Annotated in this window: 7 protein-coding genes; 5 read left to right on the plus strand and 2 right to left on the minus strand. The window is 63.2% G+C overall.

Going from position 1 to position 13441, the window contains the following annotated elements; genetic code table 11:
* The first annotated feature begins 155 nt into the window (after nucleotides 1-155).
* The 4 genes from ACEN84_RS14775 (at nucleotide 156) to ACEN84_RS14790 (ending at nucleotide 7067) form a co-directional block, all read left to right on the plus strand.
* The gene (locus tag ACEN84_RS14775) at nucleotides 156-1754 is read left to right on the plus strand and encodes a Do family serine endopeptidase (RefSeq protein WP_112719650.1); all 1599 of its coding nucleotides are present in this window, start codon (nucleotides 156-158) and stop codon (nucleotides 1752-1754) included.
* A gap of 103 nt (nucleotides 1755-1857) precedes the next feature.
* Complete coding sequence (locus tag ACEN84_RS14780) at nucleotides 1858-2604, plus strand: response regulator transcription factor (RefSeq protein ID WP_281438209.1); 747 nt, start codon at nucleotides 1858-1860, stop codon at nucleotides 2602-2604.
* Nucleotides 2601-4010, plus strand: a complete 1410-nt coding sequence (locus tag ACEN84_RS14785; RefSeq protein WP_112719649.1) for a sensor histidine kinase — start codon at nucleotides 2601-2603, stop codon at nucleotides 4008-4010. Before ACEN84_RS14780 ends, ACEN84_RS14785 begins: the two co-directional genes overlap by 4 nt.
* A 102-nt stretch (nucleotides 4011-4112) precedes the next feature.
* The gene (locus ACEN84_RS14790) at nucleotides 4113-7067 is read left to right on the plus strand and encodes a bifunctional [glutamine synthetase] adenylyltransferase/[glutamine synthetase]-adenylyl-L-tyrosine phosphorylase (RefSeq protein WP_413709094.1); all 2955 of its coding nucleotides are present in this window, start codon (nucleotides 4113-4115) and stop codon (nucleotides 7065-7067) included.
* On the opposite strand, the gene ACEN84_RS14795 is transcribed toward ACEN84_RS14790, so the two are convergent.
* Nucleotides 7064-9382, minus strand: coding sequence for a PAS domain-containing sensor histidine kinase (locus ACEN84_RS14795; protein ID WP_413709095.1), 2319 nt, complete (start codon nucleotides 9380-9382; stop codon nucleotides 7064-7066). The two genes, ACEN84_RS14790 and ACEN84_RS14795, sit on opposite strands and share 4 nt — an antisense overlap.
* Nucleotides 9383-9564: 182 nt before the next feature.
* Nucleotides 9565-12213 carry an aminopeptidase N gene (gene pepN / locus ACEN84_RS14800; RefSeq protein WP_413709096.1) on the minus strand — a complete coding sequence of 883 codons (2649 nt, stop codon included), beginning with the start codon at nucleotides 12211-12213 and terminating at the stop codon, nucleotides 9565-9567.
* Nucleotides 12214-12494: 281 nt separating this feature from the next.
* On the opposite strand from pepN, the gene ACEN84_RS14805 reads away from it, so the two are divergent.
* Nucleotides 12495-13427 (plus strand): DMT family transporter, encoded by a 933-nt coding sequence (locus tag ACEN84_RS14805; RefSeq protein WP_112719645.1) that lies wholly within the window; start codon nucleotides 12495-12497, stop codon nucleotides 13425-13427.
* Nucleotides 13428-13441 lie beyond the last annotated feature (14 nt).

The raw sequence follows: 13441 nt of genomic DNA on the forward strand, positions 1-13441 counted from the left end.
CGTGCGTTGCAGCCGAAAGCTGTAGCGCTCTCAACATTACAAATTTTTCATTGCCCAGACAGTTCGCAGTAAGGTCTCGCATCCTATATCTTCCTTCATCAGCCGATCCCGACCGGGGGCCGGACCGACTAAATGAAGAAGAGAAGGTGCCTATAATGTTCAAGACTCCCTCCCTTGCCACTGCGCTCAAGGCTTCGACCGTCGCAGGTCTCGCAGCCGCCGTGCTTGCCACTGGCGTGCCGCTTGAGATCACCCGTTCCTATGCCGAAGCCGTCAATGTTCAGGCGCCGCAGGTTCCGAGCTTTGCCAATGTCGTCGACGCCGTTTCGCCGGCCGTCGTTTCCGTCCGCGTCGAATCCCGCATCAAGCCGGCTTCCGACGACGGCAACGGTTTCTCCTTCGATTTCAACGGCCGCGGTTTTGACGACCTGCCGGACGATCACCCGCTGAAGCGCTTCTTCAAGCAGTTCGGCGAGCAGGGTCCGAACGGCGGTGACGGCCAGGATGGCCAGCAGCGTCCGCCGCGCCACTTCGGCGATCGCGGTCCGGGTGGCCCCGGTGGTCCTGGCGGCCCCGGCCGTCTGCGTCCCGTTGCCCAGGGCTCCGGCTTCTTCATCTCCGAAGACGGCTATATCGTCACCAACAACCACGTCGTTTCCGACGGTTCGGCTTTCGTTGCTGTCATGAACGACGGTACCGAGCTTGACGCCAAGCTGATCGGCAAGGACCCGCGCACCGACCTCGCCGTGCTGAAGGTCGACGGCAAGGGCAAGAAGTTCACCTACGTCAACTGGGCCGACGACAACAATGTCCGCGTCGGCGACTGGGTTGTCGCAGTCGGCAACCCGTTCGGCCTCGGCGGCACGGTGACCGCGGGTATCGTCTCCGCCCGCGGCCGCGACATCGGCTCCGGCCCGTATGACGACTACCTGCAGGTGGATGCCGCCGTGAACCGCGGCAACTCCGGTGGCCCGACCTTCAACCTCAATGGCCAGGTCGTCGGCATCAATACCGCGATCTTCTCGCCGTCGGGCGGCAGCGTCGGCATCGCCTTCGCCATTCCCGCCTCGACCGCCAAGGACGTCGTTGCCGACCTGATGAAGGACGGTACGGTGTCGCGCGGTTACCTCGGCGTGCAGATCCAGCCGGTGACCAAGGACATCGCCGACTCTCTCGGCCTTTCCGAAGCCAATGGCGCGCTCGTCGTATCTGCTCAGGACGGCACGCCCGGCCAGAAGGCCGGCATGAAGGCTGGTGACGTCGTCACCGCCGTCAATGGCGAGCCGGTCAAGGATGCCCGCGATCTCAGCCGCCGCATCGGTGCGATGCAGCCCGGCAAGAAGGTCGAAGTGTCGATCTGGCGCGATGGCAAGGCGCAGTCCCTCAACGTCGAGCTCGGCACGCTGCCGGCAGACCAGAAGGACGCTGCCAACGACGACAGCGACCAGCAGCAGGAGCCGCAGGCACCGGCTTCCGAGAAGGCGCTTGCCGATCTCGGCCTGACGGTCGGCCCGGCCGATGACGGCAAGGGCCTGGCGATCACCGGTATCGACCCGAATTCCGACGCTGCCGACAAGGGCATCAAGGAAGGCGAGACGATCACCTCGGTTAACAACCAGCAGGTTTCGAGCGCTGACGATGTCGTCAAGGTTCTGAACCAGGCGAAGAAGGACGGCCGCACCCGGGCGCTCTTCCAGATCCAGTCGAAGGACGGCAGCCGCTTCGTCGCCCTTCCGATCAACAGCCAAGGCTGACCCCCCACAGCCTTGACCGGCGCATCCCCATGATGCGCCAGAGAAGGGGAGCCGCGCTTCCAGCCCAGCGCGGCTCCCTTCCATTCCATCCACAGGTGCCGCGATGACCCAAGCGCAACAGGAAGACGTATTGAGCCTTGCCGAAACAAAACCGGCAGGTAATGTCAGCCGCATGAAGATTCTCATCATCGAGGATGACCTCGAAGCTGCGGTATACCTGACGAAAGCCTTTCGCGAGGCCGGGATCGTCGTCGATCACGCAAGTGATGGCGAGAGCGGTCTCTTCATGGGCTCGGAAAATACCTACGACGTCATTGTCATCGACCGCATGCTGCCGCGCCGCGACGGCCTCTCCGTCATCAGCGAGCTGCGCCGCAAGGGCGTTCACACACCTGTTCTCATTCTTTCGGCTCTCGGCCAGGTCGATGACCGTGTGACCGGCCTGCGCGCCGGCGGCGACGACTATCTGCCGAAACCCTATGCCTTCAGTGAACTGCTCGCCCGCGTCGAGGTTCTCGGCCGCCGCAAGGGCACGCCGGAGCAGGACGTCGTCTACCGCGTCGGCGATCTGGAACTCGACCGGCTTTCCCATGAAGTGCGCCGCGGCGGCAAGGAAATCCCGCTGCAGCCGCGCGAATTCCGTCTTCTCGAATATCTGATGAAGAATGCCGGTCAGGTCGTGACCCGCACCATGCTTCTCGAGAATGTCTGGGATTACCATTTCGATCCGCAGACCAACGTCATCGACGTGCATGTCTCGCGTCTGCGCTCGAAGATCGAGAAGGACTTCAGCCAGCCGCTGCTGAAGACGATCCGCGGGGCGGGTTACATGATCAAGGATGAGGGATGAACCGTTTCTGGTTTCTCTTCCGATCTACCGCAGTCCGCCTTTCGGCCCTTTACATCCTGCTCTTCGCCATCTGCGCCGCGACGCTCGTTATCTATGTGACGGCGATGTCGCAGCGCCTGCTGACGGGGCAGATCCGCGAGGCCGTGCAGCAGGAAGTCGATCAGGTCAAACGCGCTTATGACACCGGCGGCATCAACGCGCTCTTGCGCTCAATGGAGCGCCGCTCCCGCCAGCCGGGCGCCAATCTCTACATCATCGCCGGCCCTTCTGGCGACATCCTGGCGGGTAACGTAGCCTCGGTGCAGCCCGGTGTCTTCGAGGAGACGGGCTGGACCTCGGTTCCCTTCTTCTACCAGCGCTATGCCGAAAGCGGTCTCGACCGCAGGCATATGGCAATCGCCAATATCTTCGTGCTCGACAATGGCTTGCGCATTCTCGTCGGCCGCGACCTCGGCGAACCCGAACGCTTCCGCGTGCTGGTGCGCCAGGCGCTGATGGTGGCGCTGGCGATCATGGGTCTCGGCGCGCTGATCATCTGGTTCGGCATCGGCCGCAACGCACTGAAACGCATCGACCGCATGTCGGCGGCGAGCAAGAAGATCATGGCCGGCGACCTCTCGCAGCGCCTGCCGGTCGGCGGCTCCGGCGACGAATTCGACCGTCTGTCGGTGTCGTTGAACACCATGCTCGAGCGCATCGAGAAGCTCAACGAAGGCCTGCGGCAGGTCTCTGACAACATCGCCCACGACTTGAAGACGCCACTGACGCGGCTGCGCAACAAGGCGGCCGACGCGGTCGATACCGATGACGGCGAGCAGCGCCGCGTGGCGCTCGAAGGGATCATTTCGGAATCCGACCAACTGATCCGGACGTTCAACGCGCTGCTGATGATCTCGCGTGTCGAGGCGGGGTCGGTGGCTGCCGAGATGTCGACGGTGGAGATTTCGGCGATCGTCGCCGACAGCGCCGAGCTTTACGAGCCGGTGGCCGACGATGCCGGGCTGACGCTGACCTCGGATATCGAGCCCGGCATTTCCGTGCAGGGTAACCGCGAACTCATCGGCCAGGCGCTGTTCAACCTGATCGACAATGCGATCAAATATTCCGTCGATTGCGACGGCCACGGCCAGATCGCCATCAAGCTGGCGCGTCGGCAGGACGCGATCTGCCTTTCGGTGGCCGACAGTGGCGCCGGTGTGCCCGCCGACAAGCGCGAGGCGGTGATCAAGCGTTTCGTGCGGCTGGACGAGAGCCGGTCGAAGCCGGGGACCGGGCTTGGCCTGTCGCTGGTCGAGGCCGTCATGGAACTGCATGGCGGTACGCTCGAGCTTTCCGACACCTATCCCGACAAGGAAGAAGGGCGTGGCCTGACGGTGACCATGCATTTTCCGGTCAAGCCCGCCTGAGTTTTCAGCACTGAAAGACGGTATTGGCTCCCGGCGTTTGCCGCTCTAGGTTAAGCGCATGCGAGACAACGCGAATCCGGCGCGTTGCAGCAGGGAGGCGGGATGCTGAAGAAGTCGACACATCTCTTGAAGGACGCTGGCGAGGTGGCGCTGAAGCCGCTGAACCAGGCCGAATTGAAGCTGGCGCTGAGCGATCTCGCGGAGATCGGCCGCGAAGAGCCCGCCGTTGCCGCGATGGCGAAATCCGGTGGGCCGCTGCTCGATTTCATCGCCGCCGCCTTCACCCTGTCTCCCTATCTGCGCGAGGTCGCTAATATCGACAATGCCGTTCTGGCAGCGGCGATCTCGGCACCGCTGGAACCTGAGATCGAAGGGCTGATCGAGGAGGCGCGCGCCTGCTGGAAACCTGTCGACGGCGCATTGCCGGCCGAATCCGCCGTCATGGCGAGGCTGCGGCAGATCAAGCGCAAGGTCGCCTTCCTGATCGCGCTTGCTGATCTCGCCCGGATCTTCGACGGCCGCCAGACGACGGGCTGGCTGAGCGCGCTCGCCGAGGCCTCGGTCGCCGCTGCGATCGACCATCTGCTGATGTCGGCGCATGAAGCCGGCAAGCTGGTGCTGAAGGACGTCGCCAAGCCGAGCGAGGGCTCCGGCCTGATCGTGCTCGGCATGGGCAAGCTCGGTGCCTCCGAACTCAACTATTCCTCCGACATCGATCTGGTCGTCTTCTTCGACGAGCAGGCGGGCATCGTGCCCGATCCAGATGACGCGATCGAGATCTATCCGCGGCTGATGCGGCGGCTGGTGCGCATCCTGCAGGAACGGACGGCCGACGGCTATGTGTTCCGCACCGATCTTCGGCTGCGTCCCGACCCCGGCTCGACGCCGCTGGCGATCTCGGTCGATGCGGCGATGATCTACTATGAGGGCAGGGGACAGAACTGGGAGCGGGCGGCCTTCATCAAGGCGAAACCGGTTGCCGGTGACCTCGCTGCCGGTGAGGATTTCCTGCGCGGCCTCGTGCCCTTCGTCTTCCGCAAGTATCTCGACTATGCGGCGATCGCCGATATCCATTCGATCAAGCGGCAGATCCATGCCCACAAGGGGCACGGGGCGATCGCGGTGAAGGGGCACAACGTCAAACTCGGCCGCGGCGGTATCCGCGAGATCGAGTTCTTCGCGCAGACGCAGCAGTTGATCGCCGGAGGGCGGATGCCGGTGCTGCGCAGCCGCGGCACCGAGGAGACGCTCGCCGAGCTCACAAAGGCGAAATGGATCGATGCGGAGACCCGTGACGAACTGACGGATGCTTACTGGTTCCTGCGCGATGTCGAGCACCGCATCCAGATGGTGCGTGATGAGCAGACGCATCTGTTGCCGGAAACGGAAGCCGATCTGAAACGCATCGCTTTCATGATGGGCTTCAGCGATACGCCGAGCTTCTCCGAGAAGCTGGTGGAGGTGCTCAGGACGGTGGAGCGGCGCTATGCGCGGCTCTTCGAACAGGAAAACAAGCTTTCGACCGATACCGGTAATCTTGTCTTCACCGGCCAGAACGACGACCCTGACACGCTGGAGACGCTGAAACGTCTCGGCTTCGAGCGCCCGTCCGACATTTCCCGCATCATCCGCACCTGGCACTATGGCCGATACCGGGCCACGCAATCGGTGGAGGCGCGCGAACGGCTGACGGAGCTGACGCCGGAGCTCCTGCGTGTCTTCGGCGAGAGCAAGCGGGCCGATGAGGCGTTGCTGCGCTTCGACAGCTTCATCTCCGGCCTGCCTTCGGGCATCCAGCTGTTCTCGCTGCTCGGCAGCAATCCGGCGCTCCTGTCGCTGATCGTCAACATCATGTCCTCGGCGCCGAAGTTGGCGGAGGTGATCGCGGCCAAGCCGCATGTCTTCGACGGCATGCTCGATCCCGGCCTGATGGCGGAACTGCCGACGCGCGACTATCTCGGCGAGCGTCTCAAGGCATCGCTGGTGCAGGCGCGTTACTACGAGGAGCTTCTCGACCGGCTGCGCATCTTCGCCGCCGAGCAGCGTTTCCTGATCGGCATCCGGCTGCTGACCGGGGCGATCAACGGAGCCATGGCGGCGCGCGCCTTTACCCATCTTGCCGATCTGATCATCGAAGCGGCGCTGGACGGCGTGCTGAAGGAGATCGAGGCGGCGCATGGCCGTTTCCCGGGCGGCAGGGTTGCCGTTGCCGGCATGGGCAAGCTCGGCAGTTTCGAGCTGACGGCCGGCTCCGATATCGATCTCATCCTGCTCTACGACTACGACGATACGGCTGCCGAATCCGACGGCGAGAAGCCGCTCGATGCGCTGCGCTATTTCACCCGTATCACCCAGCGCCTGATCGCCGCTTTCTCGGCGCCGACGGCGGAAGGCATTCTCTACGAAGTCGACATGCGGCTTCGCCCCTCCGGCAACAAGGGACCGGTGGCGACGCGCATCAATTCCTTCGAGAAGTATCAGCGTGAGGAAGCCTGGACCTGGGAGCATATGGCGCTCAGCCGCGCCCGGCTGATCTGCGGCGATGCGAGCCTAACGGAAGCTGCAGAGCGGATCATTTCCGATGTCCTGTCTGCCAAGCGCGATACGGCCAAGGTCGCCCGCGATGTCGCCGAGATGCGCGATCTCATCGACAAGGAAAAGGCGCCGGGGAGCGGCTGGGATCTGAAGCTGATCCCCGGCGGCGTCATCGATATCGAGTTCATCGCGCAGTATCTGGCGCTGGTGGCGCCGGCCAAGGCCTCGGTAGTGAAGGTCAACGGGATGAATACCGGCGAGGCGCTGAAGGCGCTCGGCGGCAAACTGATGGCGCCTGCTGATCTCGACACCTGCCTCGAGGCGTTCAATCTCTATACGGAGCTGTCGCAGCTGATCCGGCTCTGCATCGATGGTCTGTTCGATCCGAAGGAGGCGCCGTCTGGCCTCGTCGAGCTCGTCTGCCGCGCCGGCGATTGCCCTGATATCAAGACGCTGGAAGGCGAAGTGAAACGGCTGTCGAAGGCTGTGCGGAAGATCTTTCAGGTAACCGTTAAAGCTTAGCGGGCAGCATCCGGGATGCGGAAGGTGACTGCAGTGCCAACGCCTTCGCGGGAGCGGATGCGCATGTTGCCGCCATGCAGCGAGGTGAGCGAGCGCGAGATTGCCAGGCCAAGACCTGAGCCGCCCTTGCTCTTGGCATACTGGCTCTGGACCTGCTCGAAGGGCTGGCCGATCTTGGTCAGCGCCTTGCGCGGGATGCCGATGCCGGTATCGGCGATGGTGACGATCAGGCCCTTGGCGTCGCGGCGGGTGCGAAGCGCGATGCGGCCGCCGTCATTGGTGAACTTCACGGCATTGGAAAGCAGGTTGAGCAGGATCTGCTTCATGGCGCGGCGGTCTGCGGTCAGCGTCATGCCATCGCAGAGGCGCTGCTCGATGACGATGTTCTTCTCGGCAGCCGGAATGGCGGTGAAGCGAAGGCTCTCTTCGATGAGCGGGGCGAGATCGACGGTCTCGCGGTGCAGCTTCATGTGGCCGGCTTCGATCTTCGACATGTCGAGAATGTCGGTGATGACATTCAGCAGGTGCTGGCCGCTATCGTGGATATCGCGGGCATATTCATCGTATTTCAGCGAGCCGAGCGGGCCGAACATCTGGTTCTGCAGGATTTCCGAGAAACCGAGGATGGCGTTGAGCGGCGTGCGCAGCTCATGCGACATGTTGGCGAGGAATTCCGACTTCGCCTTGTTGGCGGCTTCGGCGCGTTCCTTCTCGACGAGGTAATTGGCGTTGGCGACTGACAGTTCGGCCTTCTGGTGTTCGAGCGTCTGGCGCGATGCCTTGAGGTCGCCGATGGTCGCGACGTGGCGGCGCTCGGAGTCGCGCAGGCGCTCCTGGTTGCGCTTCAGAAGGGTGATGTCGGTGCCGACCGAGACCATGCCGCCGTCGCGGGTGCGGCGCTCGTTGATCTGCAGCCAGCGTTCGTCGGCGAGCTGCACTTCGGCGGTGCGCGAGTGACCGGCGCCGTTCGGATCGACCATGCGGCGCTCGATGACCGGGCGGGCGGCTGCGGCATTGACGACGCTGCGCTCTGTGCCGGGAACCAACACGCTGTCAGGGAGGCCGTAAGCCTGCTGGAAGTGGGCGTTGCACATGACCAGGCGGTCGTTCTTGTCCCAGAGGACGAATGCCTCGGAGGTGCATTCGATCGCGTCTGCGAGGCGCTGGTCGGCTTCGGCATAGCGCTGAGCCAGCCGGTGCTGCTCGGTGACATCCATGGCGATGCCGATCATGTGCATGCGGCCCGAATTGCTGCGGATCATCTGGGCGCGGGCGCGCATCCAGACATAGTGACCGGCGGCATGGCGCATGCGGAAAATCTGGTCGACCTGGCCGGAGGTGCCCTTGGCGATCGAGCGGGCGATCTCGTGCAGGCCGCCATCTTCAGGATGCATCAGGCGGGCAGCCTCGTTGAAGGACATGGTCTTGTCGGAAGCCGGCAGGCCGAGCATGTCGTACATCGAGCGCGACCAGAAGAATTCGCGGTTTTCGAAATCGAAATCCCAGAGGCCGCAACGGCCGCGCGACAGCGCGGTTTCGACGCGCTGGTTGGATTCGACGAAAATGTCGTCGGCATCACGGGCGCGGCGGACCTGCATGTAATAGGCATAGAGAATGACGAGCAGGATCGAGGAAATACCGGCAAACAGCGTGACGTTCAGCGTCAGTTCCTCGCGCCAGAGCTTGCCGATCTGATCGAGCGAGGTGGCGGCGACGATATAGCCGCCCGCACCGCCGACGAGGCTGATCTCGGCATAGTGGGGATCGCCGCTGATCGTCGTTTCGATGACGCCGGCGCGGTCGCCGAAGCGGCGGATGGCGGAGACTTCGGGGAAGAAGTCTGCGACGTTGGAGCCGACATAGGAGACGCCCGCAGCCGATGCGGCAAAGACCTTGCCGCTCGCCTGGACGAGGAGAATGAACGAGCCGCTGTCGAGGCGGTCCTGCGGCAGGAACTTCGAAAGGCGCGCCTGCGCCTCGGCGGCATTGCCGGCCTCGAAGAGCTGACCGGCATCGGTGAAGACGGCGGCGGCCGCAGCAGCCGAGAGCGACGTTGCGTGGCGGGCGGCTGCGCCCATCCGCGAATATTCCGACATCATCCCGAAGATGTGCGAGGCGGCAACGACGGAGAGAAAGGCAACGATCAGCGCCGGGATGGCGCGCTTGAGGATGGTTTCGACCTGCGGAAGACGCGGAGCGCCGGAGCGGCTGACAGCCGGACGGCTGCCCTGAGTGGCCCGAGACCAACCCCGCAACGCCCCGAAATCAACACGCAGCCGTCCCTCGGCCGCAGTTGCCCGCCGCACGTTCATCATCGCTATAACCTTGATCCCTCGTGTGATTCGCAGCGCCGCCGCTCGAACCTGACCCAATGAATCACTCCTGATTCGCTGTGTCCAGAGGCAAAGGTAAAAATCTGTTAACTATTTATAAGTGCTGATTTTTTGGGGATTCCCAAAAGGCTCCGCCGATAGCGGCGAAGCCTTTCGCTTGCAAATCACCCCTTGAGCGTACGTTCGACAATGTCGCGCACGTCGGTCGAGAGACCGGGCGCCCGTTCGATTTCCATCAGGGCCGCACGGGCGAAATCGGCGCGTGCCGGCTCCAGGGAGCGCCACGACCGCATCGATGTCAGGATACGCGCCGCGAGCTGCGGGTTGCGCTGGTCGATGTCGAGGATCTCGCGGGCGAGGAAGCGGTAGCCTTCGCCATCGGCGCGGCCGAAGCCGGTCGGGTTGGTGAAAGCGAAGGTGCCGATCAGCGAGCGCACGCGGTTCGGATTGGTGCGCTTGAAGAGCGGGCTGTCCATCAGCTTCTTGACGCGGTCGAGCGTGCCGGCACCCGGGATCGTTGCCTGCACCGAGAACCACTTGTCGACGACGAGGGCGTTTTCGGAGAAGCGGTCGCGGAAGGCGGTCAGCGCGCTGATCGCTTCGGCGCTGTCGGGGAAGCGGTGCGCCAGCAGCGTCAGGGCATGCAGGAGCTCGGTCATGTTGTTGGCGGCGTCGAAGGCGGCCTTGGCACGAACCGGCGTGTTCTCCGCATAGGAGAGATAGGTGAGGGCGGCGTTGCGCAGCGCGCGGCGGCCGGCGCTCTTGGCATCCGGGCTGAAGGCGCCCGGTGTCGTCATCGTCTCGAACAGCGTGGCGAAGATGGCAGCACCCTGATCGGCGATCTGCTTCATCACCGCCTGGCGGCCGGCATGGATCGCGTCGGGATCATTGTTGCCGCCGAGTTCGCGGGCGATGTCGGCTTCGCTCGGAAGCGCCAGCGCCTGGGCGCGGAAGGCGGGCTCAAGGGCGTCGTCGGAGGCGGCTGCAAGCAGCGTGTCGACGAAGGTCTGTTCGCAGGCGACCGCCTTGCCGTCACGCGCATCGCGGGCGGCCTTGAGAAGGTTCGGCAGCGCCAGATCGGTCAGCGCCTGCCAGCGGGCGAAATGATCGGTCTCGTGGCGGGCAAGCAGCGCGAGATCGGCCGGTGCCTGATCGAAATGCAGGTTGATCGGCGCCGAGAAGCTGCGGTTGATCGAGACGACGGGGCGCGAGGCGATGCCGTGGAAGACGGCGGTCTGCGTGCGGCCGGTCAGGTGCAGGACCTCATCGGCATATTCCGCACCATCGACCGACTTCGGCTTGATCGCCTTGCCGCTTTCGGCAAACAGCGCCAGGCTGAGCGGGATATGCATCGGCTTCTTGTCGGCCTGGCCGGGTGTGGCCGGAACCATCTGCTCGAGCTGCAGCGTGAAGGTCTTGGCCTTGGCATCATAGGTGCCGGAAGCGGTGACCAGCGGCGTGCCGGCCTGATGGTACCAGAGCGAAAACTGCGAGAGATCGCGGCCGCTGGCTTCCTCGAAGCACTTGACGAAATCCTCGATCGTGACGGCCTGGCCGTCGTGGCGATCGAAATAGAGATCCATGCCCTTCTTGAAGGCCTTCTTGCCGAGCAGCGTCGCGATCATGCGCGTCACTTCGCTGCCCTTCTCATAGACCGTCGTCGTGTAGAAGTTGTTGATTTCGCGATACTTTGTCGGGCGTACCGGATGGGCGAGCGGGCCACCGTCCTCCGGGAACTGCTCGGACTTCAGATGGCGGACTTCGGCAATGCGCTTGACCGGGCGCGAGCGCTGGTCGGACGAGAACTCGTGGTCGCGATAAACCGTCAGACCTTCCTTCAGGCAGAGCTGGAACCAGTCGCGGCAGGTGATGCGGTTGCCGGTCCAGTTGTGGAAATATTCGTGCGCGATGATCGCCTCGATGTTGGCGTAGTCGGCATCGGTCGCGGTTTCCGGGTCGGCAAGGACGTATTTGTCGTTGAAGACGTTGAGGCCCTTGTTCTCCATCGCGCCCATGTTGAAATCGGAGACGGCGACGACCATGAAGATGTCGAGGTCGTATTCGCGGTGGAAGACCTCTTCGTCCCACTTCATCGAGCGCTTCAGGGCGTCCATGGCGTAGGCAGCGCGGGGCTCCTTGCCGTGTTCGACATAGATCTTCAGCGCCACTTCGCGGCCGCTCATCGTCGTGAACGTGTCTTCGATGACGCCGAGGTCGCCGGCGACCAGTGCAAAGAGGTAGCTCGGCTTCGGATGCGGATCGAACCAGGCGGCGAAATGCTTGCCTTCGCCGTAACCGGCGCCGCCGAGGAAGTTGCCGTTGGAGAGCAGCAGCGGGTTCTGCGCCTTGTCGGCGATGATGTTGACCGTATAGGGCGCCAGAACGTCAGGGCGGTCGGGGAAATAGGTGATGCGGCGGAAGCCCTCGGCCTCGCACTGGGTGCAGTAGATGCCGCCGGTACGGTAGAGGCCCATCAGCTGGGTATTCTCGGAAGGATTGATGATCGTGGTGATCGTCAGTTCGAACGGTTCGCTCGCAGGGAGATCGCGGACCGTCAGACTGTCGGCCGTTGCGGTATATTGCTCCGCCGGCATTTCCATCTGATCGAACAGCAGGCTGGACAGGGAAAGCTCGTCGCCATCGAGGATCAGCGGCGTCTTCGGATCGACACCTTCGCGGCGATGGAAGATGAGCCGCGCCTCGACCTTCGTTTCCGTCGGGTCAAGCTCGAAGGTCAGGTCCACGCGCTCAAGGACGAAATCGGTGGGCCGGTAGTCTGCCAGATTAATGACCTGGCCTGTGTCTGTACGCATAAGTGTTCCCTGAAGACCTTTATCGATATGACCGAGACAGGGACGGAATCCCCGCCGTAAATTTTGGGGGCGATGATTACATTAAAGTCTGAACTAAACTTAAAGCAAAGACCATTGATCTTTCTTTTCCGCATGGCGTGCGGACTTTTCCTGGCACGTCCGCAAAATTCGCTTTTCTTCGGAAATTTTTCCCAACGCCTGATCTCTTTGGTTACGATGGTACAGCACTTCGATGTGCCGCCGAGTCGGCGGCCTCCTCCCGCAAGCGAGCATTGGAAGACATGGAATCGGTACTGAGAAACCCGATGAGGGGGATCCTGATGAAGGTCTCGTCGGTGGTCGTGTTCCTGGGCATGCAGACCTTCATCAAGCTTGCGGGAACCGACGTCGCTCCGGGGCAGGTCACGTTCTACCGTTCCTTTTTCGCGCTCTTTCCGATCATGGCCTATCTCGCCTATCGCGGGCAGCTGAAGGCGGCCTTCTACACCGCCAATCCTATCGGCCATGTGAAGCGCGGCACGATCGGCATCGTTTCGATGGGTTTCGGCTTTTACGGCCTGATGCATCTGCCACTGCCCGAGGCGATCGCGCTCGGCTATGCGACGCCGCTGATCGCCGTCATCTTCGCCGCCGTCTTCCTGCGCGAGCGCGTGCGCCTCTATCGCTGGAGCGCGGTGTTCTTCGGCATCGTCGGTGTGGCGATCGTCTCCTGGCCGAAGCTGACGCTGTTTCGCGCCGGCGGCATCGAGGCCGAGCAGGCGCTCGGTGCCATCTGCGTGCTGATGTCGGCAGTGCTGGCCGGCATGGCGATGATCCAGGTGCGCAAGCTGGTCGAGGAGGAGAGGACGGCGACGATCGTACTCTACTTCTCGATGATCGCCTCGCTCTGCTCGCTGCTGACGCTGCCTTTCGGCTGGTATTCGCTCGATCTGGAAACGACGCTCTATCTCATCGTCGCCGGTTTTTGCGGCGGGGTGGCGCAGATTCTGCTGACCGAGAGCTATCGCCATGCCGATGTCTCCACCGTTGCCCCGTTCGAATACACATCGATCCTGCTTGGTGGCGTGATCGGCTATGTCGTCTTCGGCGATGTGCCAGGCGGGCACATGATGGTCGGTACGGCGATCGTCGTTGCTGCCGGTATCTACATCATCCACCGCGAGCACCAGCTCGGTCTGGAACGGCGCAACGCCCAGCGCGCCGGCGGCGGCTAGGCTTTCCGGTTGTT

This window comes from Rhizobium sp. Rhizsp82, assembly GCF_047325115.1.
Lineage (GTDB): Bacteria > Pseudomonadota > Alphaproteobacteria > Rhizobiales > Rhizobiaceae > Rhizobium.

Bases quoted from the DNA above. Each gene is read 5' to 3' on its own strand.
- ACEN84_RS14785 (WP_112719649.1), top strand. From the start codon at position 2,601: ATGAACCGTTTCTGGTTTCTCTTCCGATCTACCGCAGTCCGCCTTTCG.
- pepN (WP_413709096.1), bottom strand. From the start codon at position 12,213: ATGCGTACAGACACAGGCCAGGTCATTAATCTGGCAGACTACCGGCCC.
- ACEN84_RS14790 (WP_413709094.1), top strand. From the start codon at position 4,113: ATGCTGAAGAAGTCGACACATCTCTTGAAGGACGCTGGCGAGGTGGCG.
- ACEN84_RS14780 (WP_281438209.1), top strand. From the start codon at position 1,858: ATGACCCAAGCGCAACAGGAAGACGTATTGAGCCTTGCCGAAACAAAA.
- ACEN84_RS14805 (WP_112719645.1), top strand. From the start codon at position 12,495: ATGGAATCGGTACTGAGAAACCCGATGAGGGGGATCCTGATGAAGGTC.
- ACEN84_RS14795 (WP_413709095.1), bottom strand. From the start codon at position 9,382: ATGATGAACGTGCGGCGGGCAACTGCGGCCGAGGGACGGCTGCGTGTT.
- ACEN84_RS14775 (WP_112719650.1), top strand. From the start codon at position 156: ATGTTCAAGACTCCCTCCCTTGCCACTGCGCTCAAGGCTTCGACCGTC.